This is a genomic window from Chryseobacterium sp. ERMR1:04, from assembly GCF_001297705.1.
Classification (GTDB): Bacteria; Bacteroidota; Bacteroidia; order Flavobacteriales; family Weeksellaceae; genus Chryseobacterium.
Genome location: NZ_LIRF01000009.1, coordinates 93,244 through 118,295 on the forward strand (window position 1 = coordinate 93,244; position 25,052 = coordinate 118,295).

The following is a 25,052-nucleotide window of genomic DNA, read 5'->3' on the forward strand; positions in this document are numbered from 1 at the left end:
TTAAATAATCCTCAATAAAAACTTTTTTGCATTAAAAAAAAATAAATTTTATCGCTTTTATTTCTTGAATTAGAAGGTATAAAATAAATATAACCCGTAAAGGAAATATATAATATCAACAATACATATAATACACAAGCATAGCGCAATATGTTTAAAATTAATTAAAAATATCGATTGTATAAAAAAAATTACATTTGCAACCGACAAATTAAAACAAAAAACATATTTGATGAAAAAAAAGCTATTTTGTATGGCATTATTCGCTGTATCCGTAATTCACCATGCGCAAGTGGGAATCCAAACACCTACTCCACAAAATACACTACACGTTAATGGGACGTTACAAGTCGTAAAAGATCTGAATGTAGGAGGTGATTCCAGAACGAAAGGAAATTCCGGAAATAAAGGCGAATTTTTAATGTCAAACGGAACCGGAAACACACCTGTCTGGAGAAATATAGAATCTGAAAACTTTTTAAAAGTAATTTTTGTTGGTAATAAAACAGATATAAGCCCTAGCAGCGGAAGTTATACCGGTACCGGTACCAATCCTGTAAGCACTCATGAAAGTTATTCACAAACCTATATTTATAATGTGAGTAATAAAATTGATACGGCCTATCTCACCTACAATTCCAGTAACGGAATATTTACCGTCGTAAAGCCCGGGTTTTATAATATTGTACCGTATATCACCTATGACCTAAGTTTAAATGGAAATGGATACACTGCAGGAACGGCAAACTCTTACATCCAAAAAGTTTCACCTTCTACCGTATCATTGGCGGCTATCTCAACAGGCCATGGAGAAAGAACACTCGGAATTAATCACAACTTATCTTCTATCTCTTTTTTTAATGCTGGTGAAACGTTTAGAATACGCTGTCGTTATACCCAAAGTTTCAGATTATCCAGCGGTAATATTCACATCTCTTATCTTACACCATAATTATTCAGCTTCATAAGAAGTATATATCCAATCCTCGCAAATTACCTTTGCGAGGATTTTATATTGAAAGCCTGTTTAAACTAATTAAAAAAATTAACCACAAAAGGGACAAAAGCCACTCAAAAGAATAATATTTCGACTCCGCTCAATATGCAAATATTTTTAAAAACTTATGTGCTCTTATTAGCAGTTTAATAATTAACTTAAAATACTAAAGTGTTAATCTTGTGGTTCTTTTGTGGTTAAAATAAAAAGTTGAAAACAAGTTCTTAATTTAAAAGGAGTATTTATAAACGTTCCCTCCTGTTTTCTTATCTTTTTCATCAGCAATCAGCAATGTCTTATCATCAAGAAAAACAATCGATTCTTTTTGAGAATCATGATGTAAAGGTATTTTTTGAATCTTAGCTGAGTTAAAATTATCTGCCGTAAATCCTGAAAGCACCCGTATATTTTTATGATTCAACAATACAATTTTATCTTGTGTACTGTTAATTGCCGCAGAAGTAATCGCCGCATCACTATATTTGCCATCCAGCTTTAATCTACCTATCAATTTTGCTTCAAAATCTCCTTCTTTATTCGGAACCTTAAAAACTAAGAAAGTCCCGTCAAAACCCTTACTCCTGTTTTTGGTAAAGAGATAAAAATTTCCTTTCATTTCTACGAAAGCTTCGCAGTCATATAACCAATTCGATTTTTTTGGAGGAAATTCAGTCTGTCCTTCATAATGGAATTTTGTAGTCTGAATGGCTTTTGTGGTTTTCTGAGAAGCATCTTTTAAATCTAATTTCAAGATGGAAAGATTCTGCCTGTCATTATCATTATTTCCAAAATTTCCGATGTAGATATTGCCTTGGGTATCTTTTATAATATCTTCCCAATCGTCATTCTCCGCATTTTCCACAAGAACATCGGCCACCAGTTCTCCCTGTGTATTTAGCCCATACACAACATTCTTATTTCCTTTATCTTCTATTGCCCAAATTGTTTTTTTATCCGGAGACAACGTAATCCCTGAAACTTCTTTTAGTTTTTTAGGTAAAGAAAATTCTACTTTCAACGTATCTTCTTTGGGTTGCTCAGTTTGATTTTTAGGATTACACCCTAAAAAAAGCAATGAAGTTATGGCACAAAATATATACATTTTCATTAGTTTTTATTTAATTTTTTAGCTTCCTCCCAAAGCACATCCATTTCTTCCAAAGACAGATCTTCCAACTTTAGATTTTTTTCTAAAGCGATATTTTCCATTTTTTGAAATCTTGAGATAAATTTTAAATTGGTTCTTTCCAAAGCAGAATCCGGATTAATTCCTGAAATTCTTGCATAGTTAATGAGTGAGAAAAATACATCTCCCAATTCCAGTTCCTTTTTATCAATATCCGTTTCTGCATGAAATTCGGCTAATTCTTCATCCACTTTTTTCCATGCATCTTCAGCATCGTGAAATTCAAAACCAATTCCTTTTACTTTATCCTGAATTCGGTATGCTTTCACCATACTCGGAAGACTTTTCGGTACACCACCCAAAATAGACTTGTTCCCTTCTTTTAACTTTAATTTTTCCCAGTTCTGTTTTACTTCTTCTTCATCTTTTACTTCTACATCTCCATAAATATGAGGATGGCGGAAGATCAATTTTTCATTTAAAGAATTGATGACATCAGCAATGTCAAAACTTTCTTTTTCAGAACCTATTTTTGAATAGAAAACAAGATGAAGCAAAACATCACCCAATTCCTTTTTAATCTCCTGAAGATCTCCCTGCAAAATAGCATCAGAAAGTTCATAGGTTTCTTCAAGCGTCAAATGACGAAGTGTTTCTAATGTTTGTTTCTGATCCCACGGACATTTTTCGCGCAGGTCATCCATGATATCTAATAATCTTCCGAAAGCTTCTAGTTTTTCTTGTCTGGTATTCATAGTTTGAAAATTCAAAGTATTACAAATTTAAGGAATAAGAATACAATGTGTACTATTTAATGCTTTTTGTCATTCTGACGAAGGAAGAATCTAAACTTTATTTTGAAGATTCTTCACTACACTTCGTTCCGTTCAGAATGACACAACCCCGTATCAAAACAAAAAAGCCTTGTCAAGAAAATCTCAACAAGGCTTTTATATTTACCATTCAGAGGAATGAATTATCCCATCTTTCTGTGTGTACTTTTTGTAGCTGCTTTTGCTCCAGATGAAGCTTTCGCTTTTGGAGAAGCTGGTTGAGCTTTTGGAGCCGCTTTCTTAGGAGCTTCTTTATCTGTTAAAGTAACTTCCCCAGTTGTTGGATCTAACGTTTCAGGTTCAGCTTTTACAAAACTTTCAGGCGTAATATATCCCGCTTTGTGTAAAATATTGTACCATTGAGCCAATTTCTTGATATCAGAAGCATATACTCTTTCTGTATCGTAGTTAGGAAGAGATGTACCCATGAATTCCTTCAATTCGTCATCACTAGATTTGTGAGAAATCGTTTCCTTATAATCTTGGTTTTTAGCAATATTTTCAAATACTTCAAACAAAGGAACTTCTTTATCAAACGTAAACATCGCGATATTGTCTAGCAAACTTACTTGGCTAGAGTTTCCAATGCTTACTTTCTTTTTTGAAGTAACATCTTCAATAATAAAACCGTTTCTTAATTGAGAAACTAATTTGTAAAGTCCTGGTTTTCCAGAGATTGAAATTATTTTTTCTAACAGCATAACTTTATTTTTTGTGAATGTAGCAATCGGCTCAAGGCTTTTTGCTGTTTATTATTTTCTTGTTTTTTACTTACTATTCAAACTATTTCGGAAATCTCATTTTATAGCTGATGCTTACATCACCCTGAGAAATCTTTGTTAATTTACCTTTCACTAATTTCTTTTTCAAAGAACTTAAATGATCCGTAAACAGCGTTCCTTCAATATGGTCGTATTCATGTTGAATTACGCGGGCTCTAATATCGGAAAAAGTTTCCGTATGCTTAACGAAATTTTCGTCATAATATTCTATAACGATTGTACTTTTTCTCTTAACATCCTCTCTTACATCAGGAATAGAAAGACATCCTTCGTTAAATTTCCATTCTTCACCGGATTCTTCAAGAATTTTAGCGTTAATGAAAACTTTTTTGAAATCTTTCAATTCATCCTTAATATCCTCATAATCTTCATCTTCTGCTAATGGAGAAACGTCTATGATAAATACGCGGATATCCAGACCAATCTGCGGAGCAGCCAGACCAATTCCGTTAGCACTGTTCATGGTGTCGAACATGCTATCTATCAACTCTTGTAAATCGGGATAATTCTTGTCTATATCTTTGCCTACTTTTCTCAAAACAGGATCCCCAAAGGCTCTTATCGGTAAAATCATCTTGTTCTTTGTTCTAAAAAATTTTGCAATATGATGGTTGCACTTACTTTATCTATTAATCCTTTTTCCTGTCTTTGTTTTTTGCTTTTCCCACTTTGAGAAATAAAAAACGAAGCCATTTTGGAAGTAAATCTTTCATCTAAACGATGAACGGGAACTTCTGAAAATTCTTTTCTAAATTCTTCTATGAATTTTAGAATATCAGTTTCCACCTCGGAAATATTTCCTTTTAAATCTGTGGGAAGCCCCACAACAATGTCATCTACTCTATTTTCTTTGAAATATTTTTTCAAAAATTCCATTAAAGATGGAGTTTGTACGGTATCAAGACCACTCGCAATGATCTTCATATCATCTGTCGCTGCAATACCGCAGCGAGCCTTTCCATAGTCTATTGCAAGGATTTGTCCCATAGGTTTGCAAATTTAGTAAATTTTAATGATTTTATTCGTGACGTAGTTTTTTTTATAAATCATGTTTTATTCCATTATTTTTTTTATAATTTTAATCTTCCAACAAACAGAATTATGAAGAAACTTATCCTAGTAAGACATGCAAAGAGCGACTGGCCAGAAGACACAGAGGACTTTGATAGACCTTTGGCGGACAAAGGGTTAGAAGACGCTAAGAATATGTCGGGATTTTTAAAGAACAACCAAATCTCAATAGATTATATGGTATCGAGTCCGGCTGTCCGTGCCTTGAGTACCTGCGAAATTTTTAACCAAGCGTATCAGTCTGCCATGATAACGGATGAAAAATTATACAATCCTTTGGAAAGAAATTTTGAATCTGCAATCTACGGTTTGGATGATACCCATGATTCTGTAGCTTTTTTCTCGCATAACAATGGGATTTCTAATTTTGCCAACTCTATTTCTAACGATATTTTTCATTTTCCGACCTGCGGAGTTGCCGGTTTTGAAATTGACTGCAATTCGTGGGCAGAGTTTGATGGAGCCAATAAGAAATTACTTTTCTTTTATGAGCCCGGGAAAATTTAGTTTCATTTTTAACATCTTCTTCTTATCAACTTTTATATTCCTTCTTTCCTGTACAAAGAAGGAAAAAAACTATTTTGAAGCCATTTCATTGAATGATGTAAAGCTTTCTAAGCCCATACCTGGTGAATGGAGATATGATCGGGATGAGAAATTTCAAACTTTTGAGGATTTCCAGAAAATGGAAAAGATTAAACCCGAAGCCGGAAAAAATAGTATTTATTTACAACCCATTGGAACATTTAATGATTTACAGAAGAAAGAAATTCAGCTTACCCAAGAATATCTGAAAATTTATTTTCAACTTGAAACCAAAGTTTTACCAGCTTTATCCAATGATATTTTTCCGAAATCTGTAAGAAGGATCTTTAAAGACGGGCAAGAGCAAATTTTAGCCGGATATGTGCTGAATAATGTTTTAATTAAAAGAAAACCAAAAGATGCCATTGTTTTAATGGGAATTACAGAAAGAGATCTATTCCCAAAACCGGAATGGAACTATGTCTTTGGGTTAGCTTCTTATCAGGATGGCGTTGGGGTAACCTCGATGTATCGATTTGCAAATGGAAATTTATCCGAATCAAATTTTAATAAAAGTCTCGAAAGACTCATAAAAATAAGTTCTCATGAGATTGGACATATGTTTGGGATCAGCCATTGTTTACATGCCAATTGTGTAATGAATGGAACGAATCATCTTCCTGAAACAGATTCTCATTTTGCAAGAGCGTGTTCATTTTGTCAGCAAAAACTGAGTTCAAGTAATAAGTACAACAATAAAAAACGCTTAATTGATCTAAAACAATTCTTTGAAAAATACCATCTAAATACTGAGCTTTCCCGAACACAGCAGGATGTAAACTTATTTGAATAAAAGGGCAGAATATTTAGTAAAAGTATGGCGTTTTGTATCAACTCATATTTTACCAACAAGAAATCAAACCTAATTTTTTATTCAACACCAATCAATATAATGTATAAAATTCTATATACTATTGTTTTAATAGAATATAAAATCATAAAAACGAACTTATCTTTAAATTAAATCGTAAACAATTTAAAATCATCAACTTGTGCGTAAATTTGTTTCATCAAAACAAATTTATATTTATGAAAAAAATTATCGCTGTAAGTTTACTTTCTCTATTCTTATGTATGGTAAGTTGTAACAAGAAAAACAACACAACAACAGAAAACAAACCAATAATTATAGATTCTATCCCAACATTTTCAACAACTCCAAAAGATTATCAAATCAATTCCAAAACTACCTGCTATCTACAAATACATATAGATAAAAGCTATAAAGATAGTACGATGATTTCCATTAATGAGAATGGAGGAAAAATCACAGGAAAGATATTTAACAGATATTTTGGATCTGATATAAAAGAATCTGACCAAAAAGGAAATAATATTATTGTGGCTAACTTAAGTGGTATAAAGGTAGGAGATACCCTGAAAGTTATTCAGACATTAATAAGTAATGATGAGAGCTCTAAAAACCAAGGATTTTATCTTCAAAAAAATGGATATTTATATCCCGCAAGTGGTACTTTAGTCAACAAAAATGGAATAGATATGCTTGATAAGAAAACAATCAAATTTGAATTACAGGGATACAAAATGATAGATTGTAAAATGGCGAGTAAAAATTTAAAATAAAAAATTAAAAGCCTTCCAAAATAGAAATTGGAAGGCTTTTAATTATTAAGTATTGAACTAAAAAAGTATACTTTATTTCTTTTTCAAATCCAGATCATCAAAATCAAAACTGAAATCTGTAACATCGGAAATAGGTTTTAGTTTTGCAGATACCGCTTTTCCGTTTTCATCATAATTGAAAATAATATAGGCATCAGCATCGTAACTTCTGTCGTCCCATTTTATAATGAAAGAGTTATTGGAGTATGGAAGGAGCTCCCCTTTTAATCTTGGTGAGTTTTTACATGCAATAGTATAAGTATTCCCCTTCTGAGAGATTTCTACATCTCCAAACCAAACATCATTGTATTTACCCACAAATTGTTCGGCCTTAGGCTGAAGGTTTTTATCTTTTTTAAATGACTCAGATGTTGCGAAAGCTTCTTTCTTTTGCTTTTCATAAACGGCTTCATTTTTTGTCATTCTCTCGCCATACGTTTTCAGCCAATTTCTGTCTGCCACGCCTAAATAAGAATCTTTTACCGTATTGGTAATGGTGTTGAAAGCTGCCCCTGACTGTTGGTTGGTTAAAACTACAATTCCTAATTTCAGATCCGGAATTAAAGTAAACTGCGTTACCGTTCCAATTAATCCGCCTGTATGCTGAACTTGTTTGTGACCTTTAACATCACTTAAAAACCAGCCCATTCCGTACCCATAAAAACTGGTATCATAAGGATTTTTTGCCGCTACTCTATCAGGAATCTGTAAGCTCCAAAGCTGTTGTACATTTTTATCTGAAACTAATTTTTTGCCGTCTTTCGTTGTGAAATTATTCAATAGAAATTCCGCCCAAGTCGTCATATCTATAATGTTACTCATAATTCCGCCTGCTGCGTTGGCTGTTTCATTCCAGTCGTGAGGAACTGCGATTGATTTTCCGTCTACAGGCGCATGAGCATCAATTTTATTAGTAATTGCTTTTGCTCTGTTGTAACTTCCGAAACTTGAGGTCATCCCAACAGGTTTCATAATTCTTTGTTCGATAAAATCTGCCCAACTTAATCCTGAAACTCTGTGAATCACTTCTCCGGCAACAATAAACATCACATTATTATAATCTAAAGTGGTTCTGAATGGGTTTTCAGGTTGTAAATATCTTACGTTATGTATAATATCATTTACCGTTAAACTACCTCCTTCTGGGAAAAACATTAGATCACCCTGCCCTAACCCTAAGCCTGCTCTGTGTGTCACTAAATCTTTAATGGTAACATTTTGCGAAACATAAGGATCATACATTTGAAATTCAGGAATATATTTTGAAACCTTATCATTCCAGTCTAATTTTCCTTCATCTGCTAAAATCGCTAATGCCGTACAGGTAAAACCTTTTGAGTTGGAAGCAATTCCTACCAACGTATTGGCATCCATCGGCTGCTTTGTTGTTAAAGAACGTACGCCTACTCCTTTTGAATAAATCAGTTTTCCATCTTTTACAATTCCGACTGACATTCCTGGAACATCAAAAGTTTTCAACGTATTCTGGATCAGTTCGTCCAGTTTCTTTTCTTCAACCTGCCCAAAAGAGATCAGAGAGAACAGAATAAAGAACAAAGAAAAGTTATGCTTCATTATTTTTAAATTTTTACGAAGTTAATCAATTCAACATTTATTGAGTAAATTTGGTTTTCTATAAACAAAATAAAGATTATGGTGAAAATTATTTCTGTACGACAAACCCCAGAATATAAAGATATCGCTATACAATATTTACAAAAAAGCTGGCCAGATATTTATCCAAAGATGTATGAAGATTGTATAACTCACAGCATTAATGCAGAACAGTTTTTACCACAATGGTATCTTTTAGAAAAAGAATATCAAATTATAGGTTGCGCAGGTTTAATAACGAATGACTTCATCAGCCGGGGAGATTTGTATCCTTGGGTTTGCGCTATTTTTATTGAAGAAAATCACAGAGGAAACAATTACATTTCATTACTCTTAAATAAAGCAAAACAAGATACCAGAGAAGGCGGATTTAAATACCTAAATCTTTGTACAGATCATATAGGCTTATACGAAAAATATGGGTTTCAATATATTGCTCAGGGGGTATCATCCTTGGGAAGAGGAATCTAGAATTTATCAAATTACTTTATAAAGTAATTTCAAAGCTTATCTTTGCAAAAACTAACTCAATATAATGACAGCAAAAAAGCTATTTACTTTCTTTTTATTCGTACTCAGTTTTCATTTATATTTTTCACAGGAAGCCATCATCAAAGACGATAAAGTTTTACTGGATGGAAAACAGATTTTAAAAGTTGAAAAAATCAATGTTGCTCAATATTCTTTCTTTTCTATGAAAGATGACGAGGAAGTTCTGCTTTATAAATATATGGATAATGAAACTCCAAAATATGTAAACGATGATTATTTTATCCTTAATTTCCTTACAGAGAAAGTTAAAATAGAATCAACTGATATTGCAAAGATTGCCAATTTCATGAACTCAAGAAAAGGAATGGAAAAATTGATAAGATGGCTCATCAAAGAAAGAGTGCTTACTCATGATGGAGAATTAAATCCTGAGCGTGTTGCCATTTTCAAAGAAAAATATGATGAAAATATTACCGAAAGAACTGTTAGATAATGACTAAAATCCTCCTCCTTTCCGACTCACATTCTTATATTGATGACCGAATTCTAGACTATGCCCAACAGGCTGATGAAATTTGGCATTGTGGAGACTTTGGAAATCTTGAAGTTATTGAAGAGCTCGAAAAAATAAAGCCTTTAAAAGGTGTTTACGGAAATATAGACAACACAAAGATCCGATCTGAATTTCCGGAAGTAAACCGTTTTTTTTGTGAAGACTTAGAAGTATTAATGATTCACATCGGAGGTTATCCCGGAAAATACACCCCTTTAGCAAAAGAAGAAATTGCTGAAAAAACTCCTAAACTATTTATTTCAGGGCATTCCCATATTTTGAAAGCCATGTATGATAAAACGAACAAATTACTTCATCTTAATCCTGGAGCTTGTGGAAAACAAGGCTGGCACAAAATGAGAACAATGATGCGTTTTGTGGTTGAGGGAGAAGAAATAAAAGATCTTGAGGTTATTGAATTGGGACCGAAATAACTTTAAATTTGCATCAAGGATCTAAATATAAGATTCAACTGGTGTCTGAGTGACAAAATTGAAAATAATAAAAATGAAGATTGGTGATAAAGTTTCTGTGGTAGATGAAGACTTAAGCGGAATGATAACTTCTGTGCACGGAAACACTGTGGTTTTTAAAGATGAATATGGCTTCACCTATCAATACCAAGCAGAAAAATTGGTTCCGAATAATGCTTCTATCTACGAAAATATGAAAGTAGAAAGAAAGCCGGAGCCGAAGAAAGTGACGTCAAAAAAGCATCATAAAAATCAGTTAGTATTGGACCTACATTTTCATCATCTAGTAAAAAACCCGAATGATTATGATAGCTTTGAGAGACTTTTTCTTCAAAAAGAAAAGCTGTTGGAAGTCATCAGCTTTTGCAGAAAGAATAATTTAAAAAGATTAGAAATCGTTCACGGAATAGGTGATGGCGTTTTACAGAGAATGGTCATGGATGTTTTGGAGAGCCAAAGCAAACTCGATTATTATCATAAAGAAATACTTCATCATCAATCGGGTGCGGTAATGGTAGAATTTCACTAAATTTGCAACAATTGTAATATGAACGTACTTAATTTACTTTTTACCAAAGACGGATTGATCTACCAAATTGCTAAGAACAAGAGCATTTTGGAGGAAAAATCTTATTTTGTTACAGAAGAAACTCCAGAAAATTTTATTACTGATCAACTGGATAATGTTCTGATAAAACAAAGATTTGACGAAATTCATGTAATCTCGTCGCTGAACCATTTTACGTTGATGCCTGAAGGATTTTCAGAGCATGATGCAGGTTTTGAACTCATTGCCTACAACGCTCCCGTTGATAAGGAAAATGAAGAGCTGATGCTTTCTGTGAACAAGAAATTTAAGGTTCAGTTTTATTATACCTTCCCGAAAAATTTTTATAATAAGATAAAAGAATTGGCGATTCCGGTTCATTTTAATTTTTCAGGTGAGAAGTTTTTAAATTCGATTACGAACAAAAACAATAAAGAAATTCACATTAACCTTTACCATAACCAATGTGAGTTCTTTGCCATTGACAATAAAAAAATAATCTTATACAATAATCTGGATGTAAATTCAGAGGTAGATTTTCTTTATTTTGTAATGTTTACATTAAGCAAAATAGATTTTGGAATTAATGAAACCAACTTTTTTGCTTACGGAGAAACCACTGAAAATGAAACCTTTATTTCAGAATTACAAAAATTTGTAAAGAATCTGAAAATTGTATTTGATAATATTCCTAATAAGAATTTCATTTTAAATTAAAAATAAAAAAAGGAATGCAGAGCATTCCTTTTTTATTTTCTGTGTTGAGTATATTAAAATAATGTATATCCAAAAATAAGAGAGATTGTTTTATAATCTGACTTAATATCCTTCCCTAAAATATCCCTTTTTGTATGATAATTAAATTCTAAACTATATCTATTATCATATTTATAGCCAATTCCAAATGCAAAATTAATATTAGGTTCTAATTTAAACTTTCTTGGAAGATAATTATATTCTTCATAAGTAATCTCTGATCCACCTAAAACAACATCATAAACAAAAGAAGCATTGACGAAAACCTTTGATTTAGCACTAATAAAACTATAATGCCTAATTCCTAAAGGAACTTCTATCGAAGAATACTTTAATGTTGTTTTATTAGGTACTGCTTCATTTAGTATTGTTTTTGTAGTATATTCTTTTTCAGAATTATAGTATTGATAAGTTGGTTCTATAATTAGAGCCCATTTATTATTATTAAAAGGCATTACAAATTCAGCTTCAACTCCTACTCTAAAATTGGTTTGATTTCCAAAATCTGTATTATATAAACTTTGGTTATCATTACTTGATATTGCCAGAGAAGAAAAGTTAACTCCAGGTCTTATAGATAAATGGAATGATTTTTTTTCTGATTTTTTTTCAAAACTTTTATAATTTTCATTTTTACAAGTATTAAATCTAATAAAAAATTCTTTCAAATCCGATTCTCTATATTGAATACTTAAAATTTGAGAATCATTGATATCATCACAATCTGATAAACTTTGCATTTGTTCAATAAACATATTATTTTTAGCAACCTGTGTATCTGATATTGAATATTTTTTATAAACTAGTGGTTTAATGTCAGAATCTGTTTGATAAAAAAAACGTCTTACATCTTCATAAGAATATTGATATAACGTATATTTCCCTTCAACTAGGGCTTTAAGAAAAACAGTTTTTTTAGTAAATATTGGATCTTTACTATCACTTAAGGTACTAAGATTATCACTCGACATTTCAACTTCGACATCAGCTCTTACATATTTTACTTTCCCTTCAATTTCAAATTCCTTAACAACGCTGATTCCTTTTAATTTTGAAGCACTTGTTGCATCATTTTTAAATTCAAACTGAACAAGGCTTCTACCCCATTCCATATTTTTTATCAATCCTTCAACTTTACTACCTTGATTATCGATATAATATCCTTTTTCAAAGACATTCTGACCAAATGATTTAACACTAAAAATGGCCAACATCACAAATGGCAGCAGATACTTTCTCATAGTTATAATTTTTAAGTTGCAAAAATAGATATTTATATAAAAGAAAGAGAATTTTACTTATAATAATTACCTTTGCATAATGTACAGAATAATATCCGGCAGATGGAAAGCCAAAAAAATAGCAGCTCCAAAGAATTTTGATGTAAGACCCACAACGGATTTTGCCAAAGAAGCTTTGTTCAGCATTTTAGAAAATACGTATGATATGCAGTCGATTTCTGTTCTGGATCTTTTCGCAGGAATTGGGTCTATTACTTTCGAATTTGCGTCAAGAGGTTGTAAGGATATCGTTTCTGTAGAAATGAACCCTAAACATACAAGCTTCCTTAATTCCACCGCTTCAGAATTGGATATGTCTTCACAAGTAAGCGTTCAAAGAGGGGATGCTTTTGATTGGTTAAAAAAATTCAGAAACAAAAAATCTTTTGAGATCGTTTTTTCTGATGCTCCTTTCGAAATGGAAGAAAAAAAATACCACGAACTTATTTCTTTAGTTTTACATAACAAATACCTAAAAGAAAATGGCGTTTTGGTTGTTGAGCATCAAAGCAGAATGAAATTTGATCATCCCAACTTTTTAGAAACCCGAAAATACGGAAACGTAAGTTTCAGTTTTTTCAAACCTAATACAGTAGAAACAGATAACCAGGAAATTTAATTCTTGGTTATTTTTTTTGAAATATCTACAGCATCCTGCCCCCATTTTGCAATTTCAGTTAAGACAGGAAGCAATGTTTTTCCAAAATCAGTTAATGAATATTCTACCATTAAAGGAGGCTTTTTTGTGTAAACCTTCCGATCTATAATATTATCTTCTTCCAATTGTTTTAATTGAAGACTAAGCGTTCTTTCTGTAATGGTAGGAATTAATTTCCTCAGTTCATTATATCTTTTGGCACCATCAATTAAATAAAACAAAATTACCGCTTTCCATTTTCCGCCTATAAATCTCATCGTTACGCTGGTGCAGCAAGGATAAGGCTTGTTGTCTACTGTATACATTTATACTATCATTTTTTACCGTTATTGCAAAGTTAATAAACTTAAATTAATTTTGTAACTATAAAAATGATAGTATAAAATTATGAGTTTTTTAGAAAAAATGAAAACGAGGTATACCGTAAAAAAATACAATCCTCAAGGAACAATTAGTGAAGAACAAGTAACTCAATTGAAAGAAATATTGAACCTAAGCCCATCTTCGATTAACAGTCAACCATGGAATTTTGTCTTTGTGAGTAATCCTGAAATCAAAGAAAAATTAGGGGAAGCTTCTTATTTTAATAAAAATAAAATTATAGAAAGTAACCAGATCATAGTTTTTCAGGTATTAAAAAATTCGGAAGATTTTGAAAAGCAAATTGAAGCAACCTTGCCGGAAGGTTCTATCAATTATTACAATAATTTTGTAAAATCAAAAGGAGAAGCTGCTATCCAATCATGGCTTAGACATCAAGTGTATTTATCTCTTGGAGTGCTCCTTTCTGCCTGTGCCAATATGGATATAGATTCTACCCCAATGGAAGGAATTGAGCCAGAAAAATATGATGACATCTTAAAAAATGAAAAGTATGAAACCTTATTTGCTGTGGCAATTGGAGAAAGATCTGAAGATGATAGCAATCAACCTAAAGTAACCCCAAAGACAAGATTAAAAGCCGAAAAAGTAATTCTAGAGTTTTAATATTTTAACCGAAAAAGAGACAAAAGCTATACGCTGATTTTTAACAATTGTTTAATTGTTAGAAAACAAAAGCCATTCAAAATAATAACATTTCGACTCCGCTCAATATGCAAATATTTTTAAAACTTAGATGCTCTTATCAGCAGTTTAATAATTAACATACTAAAGTGTTAATCTTTTGTTTTGTGGTTAAATTTTAATGAGTTTAAATAGACTTAAATACAAAAGCTGTTTCGGTTTGAAACAGCTTTTATTTTTATAGTACTTTAAGTTCAAGATCGATGCTCTTACCGAAGAATTTCTTAGAGATCTTCTCAAAATTCTTAGTGATATCTGAGAGATAAAAATGATAATTCGGTTTTGAATTGCTATCATTTAAAAGATGATACTTGTCTAAAATAATCTTCAAATGGTTGGTTACAATATTAGGAGAATCTATAACCCGAACACGGTTTCCGTAATACTGCTTGATTTCGTCAATCAGTAAAGGATAATGTGTACATCCTAAAATCAACGTTTCAATATTCTTTAGTTTATTATTGCTTAAATAATTATAGATAATAGCATGCGTGATTGGATGATTTTTAAAGCCTTCCTCAATAGCAGGAACCAATAAAGGGGTTGCTAATTCATCAACTTTAATCCATTTATTATGCTTTCTAATACTCTTTTTATATAACCCCGAATTCACCGTTGCTTTCGTAGCAATAACGCCGACATTCGTATGAATTTCGTAGGAAACTTTTTCGGCAACAGGATTTATTACATCAATCACAGGAACTTTTCCTGCAACAGATGCCATCACTTCATTCAAAGCATTTGCTGTCGCCGTATTACAGGCAATTACAATCGCTTTACAGTTTTGCGCCAACAAAAAGTTGGTGATCTTTGTAGAATATTCAATGATCGCTTCTTTTGATTTCTCACCGTACGGAAGGTGTTTTGTATCTCCAAAGTAAATCAGATCTTCATGGGGAAGAAGTCTTTTTATTTCTTTAGCTACCGTTAACCCTCCAACTCCACTATCAAAAACTCCGATAGGCTGCTTAGGTGAGAGATGCGAGTAATTTTCTTTTTTAGTTTTCAAGTGAGCTGAAATTTTATACAAAAATACTGAATAGTTCGTAATTTAATTAAGATTACTGATAGAATAATCTTTCGGATATCTTACCTTATAGCTTATTCTAATTTTCTTTGTTTCAGATGCAGAAATTTTAAGATTCCAAGTTAAAAACCCTTTTTCTTTATCGAGCTCTGCACCATCTGTTTGAAGCAATTCTACTTTTACATCTTCATTTTTACTTAAAGGAATTTGGTCCTTCATCTCAATATTAATTGCTTCTTTCTTATTATTTCTAACAATAATATCATAGGTAAATGTTTTCTCTTGGTATGAAGAGAACAATTTAGTGCTTGATTTGTCATCAACAATCTCTTTGCGAACACTTATTTTTTTATCATCCCCTAAGGTAATACTCAATTCATCTGTTATCTGATCAGGGTTAATTTTTGTTTCGCCCACATACATATTCTCAAATATCACACTTGCTTCTCCCGGAATTAGATTATATTGATTAAAATCTTTAATTCTGGCTATTAAAAATGCATTTGTATTTTGTCTTGGAGCAGTATAATATTTATAAATTACAGGAACTTTAATTTCTTTTAGCGTAATAAAATGATAATCACTGCTTGATAGAACATCATAAGGAATATCTACATCAAAACTCGTGTTCAGAAGGTTTTCTTTAGATACAAATCTCTTGCTGATTCCTACCACCGCAACTTCTTCTATTCTTGTTTCCCTCATAGTATCTCTATGTTTTGAATAACCTTGTATTAGAACTTTATCTGCATTTTTAAAGGATTCTAAAAACCATGGTGTCAAGACAGGGGCATTATTACTTGTAGATGATCTTGCATTAATCAAAGAAAGCTTTACTCCTTTCCAATCTTGTCCCGTTGTTTGTAAAACCTTTGCTTTAAATGTAATATCTAAAGGCTCAGAAAGTTTATTTCCTTTAACTTCATAGAAAGGTTCCCACGAAACATTTCCTGTAAGATATCCAATATCCATTTTTACGTTTCCTGAACCGGTATTGAATACCTTTAAAAGTAAAACACTTTTAGAACTGGCATCTCCAGTTTTAGAAACTTCTCTTAATTTTGTATTAAGCCTATCAAGCTTACGTTGATTTTCTTCACTTTTCTTATAAATATCAACCAAAGCAGTACTTATTTCAGTTCTCTTTGATTTATAATATTCTGTAAGTTGCATTAGCTGGGCAACGCTTGAAGAACTGCTTCCTACCAAAAGTCCTTGATTTTTATCCAGAAGTTCTAACGTTTTTTCACTCGTTTCTCTTTCAATATTGAGCTTAGAAATCATATTGTTCATAAGAGTAATACTATCTCCAATAATCTTAGAACGAGGGTTTACACTTTCTAAATTTTCTGAATAATAATTATTTACATACTGCACTGAAAGAATGTTAATATTTTTATTATTCGAATTGATCTGTATTGATTTTGGAAAAACATTATCTGATATATTTGTAATTACAATGTCTGAAGAACCTCCAGGTAAAGAAAAACTAGCCGAACCTTGCAATTCAGCAGAAGTTCTGTAAATGTTTACTGCATTCACTTTCACTTTGGCAAAAATTGGTTTTTGAGAAAAGGATAGAACAGCAAAAAATAAACAGATAAGTTGTAAATATTTCTTCATGGTTTATAGTTTATGGTTTTTAATTTTTAATATAAATTAGATAATAAATAAGTCTGAAGCAATCCCATCTGCCATAAACCAATGTTTCTCAGGAATCTTAAGGTGATTGTTTTCAACGACTAAAATACCGTCGGAAACCTTAGATTTAATATCATTTTGAAACGTATCTAAAATCTTATTTGAGAATTTATGATTCAAACTTTCAAGATCTACGCCCCAAATTGTTCTCAACCCAATCATGATCATTTCATTAAATTGATCTTCCAGAGAAAGAATTTCGGTCTCTTTAGCGATAATATTTGAGTTTAATTTTTTAATGTATTGTTGATTATTGGCGACATTCCAACTTCTTGTATCATGTCCGTTGTAAGAATGTGCAGACGGACCTATTCCCAAATACTCTTTATATTTCCAATATGAAGAATTATGCCTTGAATAAAAGCCTGGTTTAGCAAAATTGGAAACCTCATAATGATCAAACCCATGATCTTTTAGGAAGTCTGAGAGATAATAAAACTCTTCATTCTGCTCTTCTTCTTTAGGATTGGCAACTTTTCCTTTTGAGATCCAGTTTTCCAATGCTGTTTTTGGCTCAACAGTCAGCGCATAAGAAGAAATATGAGGTACTTCTAAAGCAATGGTTTTTTTTAGATTCTGTTTCCAGATTTCAAGATTAGAAGTTGGTGAACCATAAATAAGGTCTATACTTAAGTTTTCAAACCCAAAATCCTGAGCTCTTTTAATAGAACTTTCTGCTTCGGAAGCATTATGTGCACGATTCATCAATTTCAAATCTTCTTCAAAGAAACTTTGAGTTCCTATTGAAAGACGATTCACATAAGAATTTGATAACCCTTTTAAAAAGCTTTTATCTAAATCATCAGGGTTGGCTTCTAAGGTAATTTCAATATCCTTATCAAAACTGAAATGCTTTAACACCTCATCAATCAAAGAATTGATCTCATCAACAGAGAGAATGGAAGGCGTACCACCTCCAAAGTAAAGGGACTGTAAATTTTTATTCTGCAGTTCGTCTTTTCGTAAAAAGATCTCTTTCTTCATTGCAGCAAGCATTTCATCCTTAAAATTTAAAGATGTTGAGAAATGAAAATTACAATAGCTGCATTTTTGTTTACAGAACGGAATGTGAATATAAATCATAAAAAAAGCTCTGAAAAAATCAGAGCTCAAATTTATTTAAATTAAATTGATTAATATCTATAACCTCTATGATTAATGAAGTTATCAAAGTTATACCCCAATCCAATCATGAAGCTATTCCCTCCATACGTCTGAATATCAGACAATCCAAGGTTATAACTAGCACCTACCATAAATTTATTAAATCTTACTTTAACAATTGGAGAGATACTTAATTGTTGGCTATCAAATCTATTCTGAACAGATCTATAGTTTACTCCGAACGAGAACGAATTGATATCGTTAAAGAATGTTGCCATTAAGTTGTAATCAACAGTTCTTGTAGAGTTGGTATTAAGGTTGATCAATGCAGATGGTGTAACATACATATTATCTGCAAAGTGCCAATCATATCCTAAGTTTAAGAAGAATTTGATTGGAGAAGGCTCACGACCGTTAACAATAGACTCATCATTCGATAGAGCGATGTCATTAACAGAAACGCCTGCAAAGATATTGTGATACGTAGCTGCTACCCCAAAGTTGGCATAAGCCATAAAGATATTGCTTTCAGCACCTTGTAATAAAGGGTCAGACGCATCTTCAGTGTTAATTTTTGAATAATCAAAATTCATATTATACAAGCTTACACTTGTACCGAAAGAGAATTGATCTTTTCTGTCTCCTTCACTGCTAAGAGGAATGAAATATGAAGCACCAGCCGTAATACCTCCAGCCGAGATAGGTCCATTACTATCTCTAAAAACAGAAATACCAGCCCCTAATCTATCAAAGATATTCGCATTAATCCCAACTGATTGTACATTTGGAGATTCGCTAAACTTTGAAAATTGTTGTTGGTAGTTAAGATTAAGCTGAACATAGTCCGTTTTACCGTATTGTGCAGGGTTGAACAGGAACTCACCATCCAAAAGATATTGTTGATAGTATGGTAATGTTTCTTGTGCTTTATATGCATTTGACAAAAGAGCCAAACACACCATAGCATATAGTTTTCTCATAACAAATCTTGATTTCAATTCAACAAATATAAAAAAATTCTCAATATATTTTTAGTTTTCTAAATAATTTCTCCATTTTTTTACGGCATCCGTCATATCTTGGGGCATTGGGCTCTCAAAATACAATTCCATTTTTGTTGTAGGATGTATAAATCCTAAAGTATGAGCATGAAGAGCATGTCTTGGTAAAATTTCGAATACGTTTTTTATAAATTGCTTATACTTAGGTAAGTTAACTCCTCGTAATGGCGTATGACCTTCATATCTTTCGTCATTAAACAGGGTATGACCAATATGTTTGAAGTGCGCTCTTATCTGATGGGTTCTTCCCGTCTCTAATTTGCATTCCACCCAAGTCATATACTTAAATCTTTCAAGGACTTTATAATGGGTTACTGCATGCTTGCCGTGGCTTCCGTCTACATAAGTATGCATTTGCATTCTATTTTTAGGATGTCTACCGATGTGGCCGGTGATTGTTCCTTCATCATCCTTCACATTCCCCCACACAAAAGCCCAGTATAATCTTTTGGTTTTTCTTTCGAAAAACTGTTTTGCAAGAAAACTTAAAGCATATTCATTTTTAGCAATTACCAATAAGCCTGAAGTATCTTTATCAATTCTATGCACCAATCCTACTCTATCCAGATCAGACTTTTGGTTATTTTGTTCAAAATGATAAGCAAGGGCATTTACTAACGTTCCGTCCCAGTTTCCAAATCCCGGATGAACTACCATTCCCGGATTTTTATCTACCACCACCAAATCATCATCCTCATAAACAATATTAATTGGAATATTTTGTGGAACAATAACATTCAACCTTGGAGGATGGGCCAATAATACAGAAACATGATCGCCCGGCTTTACACGATAGTTTTGTTTTACCGGTAATCCGTTAACCACAACATTTCCGGCTCTGCACGTTTGTGAGATTTTGTTTCGTGAAGAATTCTGACGGTATATTAATAGAAACTTATCTATTCTTAACGGTTCTTGTTTTTTATCAACAGTGATATTAAGATGCTCATACAATCCGCTATTCTCCTCTTCAATATCAATATTGTTGGGATCTAACAATTCTTCATCTAAAAAATCTTCGTTATCTTCTGTCATTTCTTTTTATTTTTTTACACAAAAGGCTTCAACATTATGAAAGTTGAAGCCTTAATTGTTATGATAAATTTTTATTATTCTACGACTACTTTTTTAGCTTTAGGCTTTTGAGCGGGTTGCTGTGGAGTATTTGTAGGTGTTGTTGATTTATTACTACTTCCTGTATTAGCAGTGTTAGTGCTTGCAGAAGGTTTTGGTTTTTCAGTTGTAGATGCAGCAGGTTTCGTTGCCGCAGGCTTAGGCTCTGTCTTTACTGGTTCTGTTTTATGAACCGGAACCTGAACAACAGGAGCTGCTTCTTGAGGAGCTGGATAGTTATGAGCTTCTTCGTAACGTACAGGAGGCAGTGAAGTATCAACCTTCATTCTGTATATAGAATTTAACTGTTCAATTTTTGCATTCAGTTCAGCCGGTGTTTTCTTACTTGCCCAAAGATCTATCTGCATTCCCTGGTCCCTGACATCTCCTGAAGCAGGATCCTGATAATAAATAATATCAGATTCATCTTTACTTCCGTCCTCATGTTCTACAAGACCTACTTCAAACATACTTCTTGCAATAACGCCTCGTGCTTCTTTCACTGTTAACCCTACCACATTTGGTATTGAGATATTTCTCATTGGCCCAGAACCCACAACCACATCAATGGTTGAGAATCTAGGAATCAATGTTCCAGGTTTTACTGCATTTCCTTTGAATAATACTCTAAGAATAGCATCTTTCTGAATACTTGGTTCAAAAATAGTATCTCCGATTTTTAATCCTACCTGATTTATTCTTTGGAAAGCTAAACCTGAATATTTATTAATCACATCCGGAATGGCTACAGGAGCCCAAGTTCTCGGATTAACTCTTAGCTGAATGGCTCTACCATCTTTCACACGGGAACCCGCAGATGGAGACATTTTAAGAACCTGAAAAGGTCTGTATTTTGGATCATAAGTAGCACTATCTACTTCATAATCTAGTCCTGTGTCTTCCAATATCTTGACAGCATCATAGACCGATTTATTTACTACATTTGGAACTGGCGTTTCCTGACCATGTTTCGTATGGTATTCTAACCAACGAAATGTAAGCCACACAAGGCCTACAAAGACCACGATAGCTAACAATACGTTCAGTAAAACTCTCCAATTGAAAAGTGATTTAAGCATACTTAAAAATACTTTAATTATAACCGCAAATATAATTAATAATTTTAGAATGTCCTTTTTATTTAACACAATTCATTTTTGAATTCAAATTTTCGGAATTTCACTTATTGCATTACATAAAATCATTAAATTTGCCTCAATTGATACTATAGGTTATGAGCAAAAAAAGTGTTGCCGTAGTTATGGGAGGCTATTCCGACGAATATGTTGTCTCCCTAAAAAGCGGTCAATTAATTTATGATTCTTTAGACAGAGATCTATATAATGTATATAAGGTAGTTATCCTTAAAGAGGAGTGGTATTTTCTAGGTGAAAATGATAAGAAATATGCCATTAATAAAGGGGACTTCTCTGTAACATTAGATAATAATGAGCAGCTGACATTTGATGTTTGCTTTAACATTATCCATGGAACTCCGGGCGAAAATGGAATTTTACAAGCGTACTGGGATGCTATCGGGCAAACCTATACAGGATGTGATTTTTATCAAAGCGCTTTAACATTTAACAAAAAAGATACGTTAGCGGTATTGTCAAAATACGGAATTCCTTCTGCGAAAAGTGTTTATTTAAGAAAAGGAGAAGACATTAATGTAGATGAGATCATCGAAAATCTAGGACTTCCTGTTTTTGTTAAACCTAATCAGTCTGGTTCTTCTCTGGGAATTTCTAAAGTAAAAGAAAAGTCTGAATTAATTGCTGCAACAGAAATTGCCTTTAAAGAAGATGATGAGATTTTAATTGAAAGTTTCTTAGACGGAATGGAAGTTTCAGTAGGCGTTATAGACTTTAAAGGAGAAACCATTGTGTTAGGAATTACAGAAATTGTTCCTCAAAATGAGTTCTTTGATTACGAAGCTAAATATGAAGGCGCTTCCGAAGAAATTACCCCTGCCAGAATTGATGCCGAAACTACAAAAAGAGTGGAAGAAATCTCAAAAAGAGCCTACGATTCTCTAGGAATGAGTGGCTTTTCACGCAGTGAGTTTATTTTGATGGACGGTATTCCCTATATGTTAGAAATGAATACAAACCCTGGATTTTCTCCGGCAAGTATTCTTCCTCAACAGGCAAAAATCTATGGAATTTCTATCACAGATCTTTGCGGAAATGAAGTTGAAAAAGCTTTAGCTAAAAAATTAAAGTAAGTATGAAAATTGCTGTTTTCCCGGGATCATTTGATCCTATCACTTTAGGACATTACGACATTATTGAAAGAGCGGCTCCGCTTTTTGATAAATTAATTATTGCCATTGGGCAGAATTCTCAGAAGAAATACATGTTTCCCCTGGAAAAAAGGGTGGAATTTATTCAAAATTCTGTTGCCGAATTCCCCAACGTAGAAGTAGATTATTTTGAAGGTCTAACTGTTGACTTTTGTTTTGAGAAAAATGCTCAGTACATTCTTCGAGGATTAAGAAATCCTGCAGATTTTGAATTTGAAAAAGCCATTGCTCACACCAACAGAACCTTAGCTCATAAAAAATTAGAAACCGTATTTTTATTAACCTCATCAGGAAAATCATTCATCAGCAGCAGCATCGTGAGAGAAATCATCAACCACGGCGGCGAGTATGAATTATTGGTTCCTGAAGCAGTAAGAGTGAAATTATAAATAATGAGTAATTGGTAATACGTAATATTTAATACGATGGATTTTAATCAACTATTTAGAGACAGAACCAAAAATTTCTCTATTTCCATTATTAAATCATTATCATCATTACCTTATTCTGATGCCCTTTCAATCATTAGAAAGCAAATTATAAGGTCTTCCACTTCTGTAGCTGCAAATTATAGAGCAGTTGCAAGAGCCAGATCTGAAAAAGAAAGATTTGCTAAAATCTGTATTGTTGTTGAGGAAATTGATGAAACTCAACTTTGGTTGGAAATAATTGAGGAACTTGGATATCTAAGTCCTGAAAATATTTTAAATTTAAAATCAGAATGTGAAGAACTCGTAAAAGTAATGACAACCTATAAATTTAAATTATCACAAAATAAAACGGAATAATTTATATCACTCATTACCAATTACTCATTACTCATACTATATGCACGAACAGTTCAATTTTGCCATAGAAGTACTCGGAACGATTGCCTTTTCAATGTCGGGAAGTTTTGCAGCGATGCAAAAACGTCTTGATCCGTTTGGGGTACTTATTATTGCCTTCGTAACTTCTGTTGGAGGCGGAACTGTTAGAGATTTATTATTGGATATTCCTGTTTTCTGGATGCACGACCTGTTAACCTGTGGCGTTATCATCATTACAAGTATTTTCACAATGATATTTAAATCACTGGAGAAAAACTTTAAAGTGACTTTATTTATTTTTGACAGCTTCGGATTGGGATTGTTTACCATCATTGGCGTTCAAAAAGGCTTACATGTAGATATCCATCCTTTAATATGTATCGGATTGGGAACTATTACAGGCTGCTTCGGAGGGATTATTCGGGATATTTTATTGAATAGAATTCCCTTGATCTTTAGAAAAGAAATTTATGCTACCGCTTGTATTGTCGGTGGTTCAGTGTTTTTATTACTCACAAAATATACTACACTCTCTTATACTTTCATCCAGATTTTCACCATTTTATTAATTGTTGGAATCAGAACATTAGCCGTAAAATACCATTGGCAAATGCCAAAATTCTATGGATATGATCATAGTTCGGAAATGTAATTATTAATTTCAGCCCATACTATTCTTACCTTTTTAATAAAACCCTTATCGGTTAAAAATAAAAAATGCACCTGAAAAATCAAGTGCATTTATATATTTATGTGAAAAATCTATATTAGAATTTCCCTCTCTGTCTCATATGAGGATTGTGTACGTGCTTTTGCATTGTTGGCATTTTCAACTGATCTTTCATCATTTTGATTTGATCTGTCATCATTCCTGCACTATCCAATCTTTTTGCTTCCTCCAGTAGTTTTTGACCTTCCTGCTTTCTTCCTTTAGAAATAGCTGCAGCAGCCAAGTTTAACGTAGCCATTGCTCTGTCATGCTTCATATTCAAGCCATATTCCAACGCTTTTCTCATTAACGGTTCTACTTTCGTAGGGTGTTCCTGCGCTAAAGTTAAACCTTGTAGATAATGAAAATAACCGTACTGAGATTTATGAAGCTGACCTTGATAATCCTTAATATTACTTAAGTATACCACGGCTTTATCCATATTTTGTTTTCTCAATTGCCAGAATGCCAAAAGGATATATTCGTTTTTAAAGAAAAGAAAAATAGGCAATGCGGCAAGAAGAAATACTACGATTCCCCAACCTAGGCTTCTTGTGAAGATCATTAAATAAAGACCTGCAATAATAAGAAGTGCTGCAATTACAATTTTTATGTACTTATTCATCTGTTATATGTATATTTTATGGGTCAGATGGAACACTCGTTACGATCATATTCCTTTCCAGAGAAAGCTCTTTGTCGTGAGTGTTTCCTTATTAAAATTTAAGAAGTGCAAAGATAAGAAATTCGGTTGGTAGTTAATGGTTG

General features: G+C 32.6%; 30 protein-coding genes. 15 read left to right on the plus strand and 15 right to left on the minus strand.

What is annotated here, in order from left to right:
• Positions 1-232: 232 nt before the first annotated feature.
• Positions 233-952 (plus strand): hypothetical protein, encoded by a 720-nt coding sequence (locus tag AMQ68_RS23140; RefSeq protein ID WP_054512975.1) that lies wholly within the window; start codon positions 233-235, stop codon positions 950-952.
• A gap of 274 nt (positions 953-1,226) precedes the next feature.
• Here AMQ68_RS23140 and AMQ68_RS23145 read toward each other — a convergent pair whose 3' ends face one another.
• From AMQ68_RS23145 to ruvX, 5 genes are all read right to left on the minus strand, one after another.
• The gene (locus tag AMQ68_RS23145; RefSeq protein WP_071254945.1) at positions 1,227-2,105 is read right to left on the minus strand and encodes a hypothetical protein; all 879 of its coding nucleotides are present in this window, start codon (positions 2,103-2,105) and stop codon (positions 1,227-1,229) included.
• Entirely contained in the window at positions 2,105-2,878 is a 774-nt protein-coding gene (mazG, locus tag AMQ68_RS23150) for a nucleoside triphosphate pyrophosphohydrolase (RefSeq protein WP_054512976.1), read from the minus strand. The genes AMQ68_RS23145 and mazG overlap by 1 nt, the downstream gene beginning before the upstream one ends.
• 221 nt (positions 2,879-3,099) lie before the next feature.
• Entirely contained in the window at positions 3,100-3,657 is a 558-nt protein-coding gene (locus tag AMQ68_RS23155; RefSeq protein WP_054512977.1) for a DUF5606 domain-containing protein, read from the minus strand.
• An 82-nt stretch (positions 3,658-3,739) separates the two neighbouring features.
• Positions 3,740-4,312 carry a peptide deformylase gene (gene def / locus AMQ68_RS23160; protein ID WP_054512978.1) on the minus strand — a complete coding sequence of 191 codons (573 nt, stop codon included), beginning with the start codon at positions 4,310-4,312 and terminating at the stop codon, positions 3,740-3,742.
• Entirely contained in the window at positions 4,309-4,725 is a 417-nt protein-coding gene (ruvX, locus tag AMQ68_RS23165; protein ID WP_054512979.1) for a Holliday junction resolvase RuvX, read from the minus strand. The genes def and ruvX overlap by 4 nt, the downstream gene beginning before the upstream one ends.
• Positions 4,726-4,839: 114 nt before the next feature.
• On the opposite strand from ruvX, the gene AMQ68_RS23170 reads away from it, so the two are divergent.
• The 3 genes from AMQ68_RS23170 (at position 4,840) to AMQ68_RS23180 (ending at position 6,978) form a co-directional block, all read left to right on the plus strand.
• Positions 4,840-5,316, plus strand: coding sequence for a histidine phosphatase family protein (locus tag AMQ68_RS23170; RefSeq protein ID WP_054512980.1), 477 nt, complete (start codon positions 4,840-4,842; stop codon positions 5,314-5,316).
• Positions 5,297-6,187: an archaemetzincin gene (locus AMQ68_RS23175; protein WP_054512981.1), complete on the plus strand. Its 891-nt coding sequence runs from the start codon at positions 5,297-5,299 to the stop codon at positions 6,185-6,187. Before AMQ68_RS23170 ends, AMQ68_RS23175 begins: the two co-directional genes overlap by 20 nt.
• 236 nt (positions 6,188-6,423) lie before the next feature.
• Positions 6,424-6,978, plus strand: a complete 555-nt coding sequence (locus AMQ68_RS23180) for a hypothetical protein (protein ID WP_054512982.1) — start codon at positions 6,424-6,426, stop codon at positions 6,976-6,978.
• 72 nt (positions 6,979-7,050) lie between these two features.
• Here AMQ68_RS23180 and AMQ68_RS23185 read toward each other — a convergent pair whose 3' ends face one another.
• Complete coding sequence (locus AMQ68_RS23185) at positions 7,051-8,592, minus strand: serine hydrolase (RefSeq protein WP_054512983.1); 1,542 nt, start codon at positions 8,590-8,592, stop codon at positions 7,051-7,053.
• 78 nt (positions 8,593-8,670) lie between these two features.
• Between AMQ68_RS23185 and AMQ68_RS23190 the strand changes: the two genes are divergently transcribed.
• The 5 genes from AMQ68_RS23190 (at position 8,671) to AMQ68_RS23210 (ending at position 11,413) form a co-directional block, all read left to right on the plus strand.
• On the plus strand, positions 8,671-9,102 hold the full coding sequence (locus AMQ68_RS23190; RefSeq protein WP_241775199.1) for a GNAT family N-acetyltransferase: 432 nt from the start codon (positions 8,671-8,673) through the stop codon (positions 9,100-9,102).
• Between the two features lie 64 nt (positions 9,103-9,166).
• Positions 9,167-9,616 carry a hypothetical protein gene (locus tag AMQ68_RS23195; RefSeq protein WP_054512984.1) on the plus strand — a complete coding sequence of 150 codons (450 nt, stop codon included), beginning with the start codon at positions 9,167-9,169 and terminating at the stop codon, positions 9,614-9,616.
• The gene (locus AMQ68_RS23200) at positions 9,616-10,110 is read left to right on the plus strand and encodes a metallophosphoesterase (RefSeq protein WP_054512985.1); all 495 of its coding nucleotides are present in this window, start codon (positions 9,616-9,618) and stop codon (positions 10,108-10,110) included. The genes AMQ68_RS23195 and AMQ68_RS23200 overlap by 1 nt, the downstream gene beginning before the upstream one ends.
• 73 nt (positions 10,111-10,183) lie before the next feature.
• Positions 10,184-10,678 (plus strand): Smr/MutS family protein, encoded by a 495-nt coding sequence (locus AMQ68_RS23205; protein WP_054512986.1) that lies wholly within the window; start codon positions 10,184-10,186, stop codon positions 10,676-10,678.
• Positions 10,679-10,696: 18 nt separating this feature from the next.
• On the plus strand, positions 10,697-11,413 hold the full coding sequence (locus AMQ68_RS23210; protein ID WP_054512987.1) for a DUF3822 family protein: 717 nt from the start codon (positions 10,697-10,699) through the stop codon (positions 11,411-11,413).
• 53 nt (positions 11,414-11,466) lie between these two features.
• Here AMQ68_RS23210 and AMQ68_RS23215 read toward each other — a convergent pair whose 3' ends face one another.
• The gene (locus AMQ68_RS23215) at positions 11,467-12,693 is read right to left on the minus strand and encodes a PorT family protein (RefSeq protein ID WP_054512988.1); all 1,227 of its coding nucleotides are present in this window, start codon (positions 12,691-12,693) and stop codon (positions 11,467-11,469) included.
• 79 nt (positions 12,694-12,772) lie between these two features.
• Here AMQ68_RS23215 and AMQ68_RS23220 point away from each other — a divergent pair, with 79 nt between their 5' ends.
• The gene (locus AMQ68_RS23220) at positions 12,773-13,351 is read left to right on the plus strand and encodes an RsmD family RNA methyltransferase (RefSeq protein WP_054512989.1); all 579 of its coding nucleotides are present in this window, start codon (positions 12,773-12,775) and stop codon (positions 13,349-13,351) included.
• On the opposite strand, the gene AMQ68_RS23225 is transcribed toward AMQ68_RS23220, so the two are convergent.
• Complete coding sequence (locus tag AMQ68_RS23225; RefSeq protein WP_054512990.1) at positions 13,348-13,695, minus strand: helix-turn-helix domain-containing protein; 348 nt, start codon at positions 13,693-13,695, stop codon at positions 13,348-13,350. The genes AMQ68_RS23220 and AMQ68_RS23225 overlap by 4 nt on opposite strands.
• An 82-nt stretch (positions 13,696-13,777) precedes the next feature.
• Here AMQ68_RS23225 and AMQ68_RS23230 point away from each other — a divergent pair, with 82 nt between their 5' ends.
• The gene (locus AMQ68_RS23230) at positions 13,778-14,377 is read left to right on the plus strand and encodes a nitroreductase family protein (protein ID WP_054512991.1); all 600 of its coding nucleotides are present in this window, start codon (positions 13,778-13,780) and stop codon (positions 14,375-14,377) included.
• A gap of 256 nt (positions 14,378-14,633) precedes the next feature.
• On the opposite strand, the gene murI is transcribed toward AMQ68_RS23230, so the two are convergent.
• The 6 genes from murI to AMQ68_RS23260 all read right to left on the minus strand — a co-directional run bounded on the left by murI (position 14,634) and on the right by AMQ68_RS23260 (position 21,540).
• On the minus strand, positions 14,634-15,464 hold the full coding sequence (gene murI / locus AMQ68_RS23235) for a glutamate racemase (RefSeq protein WP_054512992.1): 831 nt from the start codon (positions 15,462-15,464) through the stop codon (positions 14,634-14,636).
• Positions 15,465-15,506: 42 nt separating this feature from the next.
• On the minus strand, positions 15,507-17,105 hold the full coding sequence (locus tag AMQ68_RS23240; RefSeq protein ID WP_054512993.1) for a DUF4139 domain-containing protein: 1,599 nt from the start codon (positions 17,103-17,105) through the stop codon (positions 15,507-15,509).
• A gap of 36 nt (positions 17,106-17,141) precedes the next feature.
• Complete coding sequence (gene hemW / locus AMQ68_RS23245; RefSeq protein WP_082384262.1) at positions 17,142-18,266, minus strand: radical SAM family heme chaperone HemW; 1,125 nt, start codon at positions 18,264-18,266, stop codon at positions 17,142-17,144.
• Between the two features lie 50 nt (positions 18,267-18,316).
• The gene (locus tag AMQ68_RS23250; RefSeq protein ID WP_054512994.1) at positions 18,317-19,267 is read right to left on the minus strand and encodes a type IX secretion system membrane protein PorP/SprF; all 951 of its coding nucleotides are present in this window, start codon (positions 19,265-19,267) and stop codon (positions 18,317-18,319) included.
• Positions 19,268-19,318: 51 nt separating this feature from the next.
• Positions 19,319-20,383 (minus strand): RluA family pseudouridine synthase, encoded by a 1,065-nt coding sequence (locus tag AMQ68_RS23255; protein ID WP_054512995.1) that lies wholly within the window; start codon positions 20,381-20,383, stop codon positions 19,319-19,321.
• Between the two features lie 74 nt (positions 20,384-20,457).
• Positions 20,458-21,540 (minus strand): PASTA domain-containing protein, encoded by a 1,083-nt coding sequence (locus AMQ68_RS23260; protein WP_054512996.1) that lies wholly within the window; start codon positions 21,538-21,540, stop codon positions 20,458-20,460.
• 155 nt (positions 21,541-21,695) lie between these two features.
• On the opposite strand from AMQ68_RS23260, the gene AMQ68_RS23265 reads away from it, so the two are divergent.
• The 4 genes from AMQ68_RS23265 to AMQ68_RS23280 are packed head-to-tail and all read left to right on the plus strand — an operon-like array spanning position 21,696 to position 24,227.
• Positions 21,696-22,688, plus strand: a complete 993-nt coding sequence (locus AMQ68_RS23265) for a D-alanine--D-alanine ligase (protein ID WP_054512997.1) — start codon at positions 21,696-21,698, stop codon at positions 22,686-22,688.
• Positions 22,689-22,690: 2 nt separating this feature from the next.
• Positions 22,691-23,155, plus strand: coding sequence for a pantetheine-phosphate adenylyltransferase (gene coaD, locus AMQ68_RS23270; RefSeq protein ID WP_054512998.1), 465 nt, complete (start codon positions 22,691-22,693; stop codon positions 23,153-23,155).
• Between the two features lie 36 nt (positions 23,156-23,191).
• Positions 23,192-23,554, plus strand: a complete 363-nt coding sequence (locus AMQ68_RS23275) for a four helix bundle protein (protein ID WP_054512999.1) — start codon at positions 23,192-23,194, stop codon at positions 23,552-23,554.
• Positions 23,555-23,594: 40 nt separating this feature from the next.
• The gene (locus AMQ68_RS23280; protein WP_054513000.1) at positions 23,595-24,227 is read left to right on the plus strand and encodes a trimeric intracellular cation channel family protein; all 633 of its coding nucleotides are present in this window, start codon (positions 23,595-23,597) and stop codon (positions 24,225-24,227) included.
• Between the two features lie 115 nt (positions 24,228-24,342).
• Here the strand turns inward: AMQ68_RS23280 and AMQ68_RS23285 are convergent, their stop codons facing one another.
• Positions 24,343-24,909: a hypothetical protein gene (locus AMQ68_RS23285; RefSeq protein ID WP_054513001.1), complete on the minus strand. Its 567-nt coding sequence runs from the start codon at positions 24,907-24,909 to the stop codon at positions 24,343-24,345.
• Between the last annotated feature and the right edge of the window lie 143 nt (positions 24,910-25,052).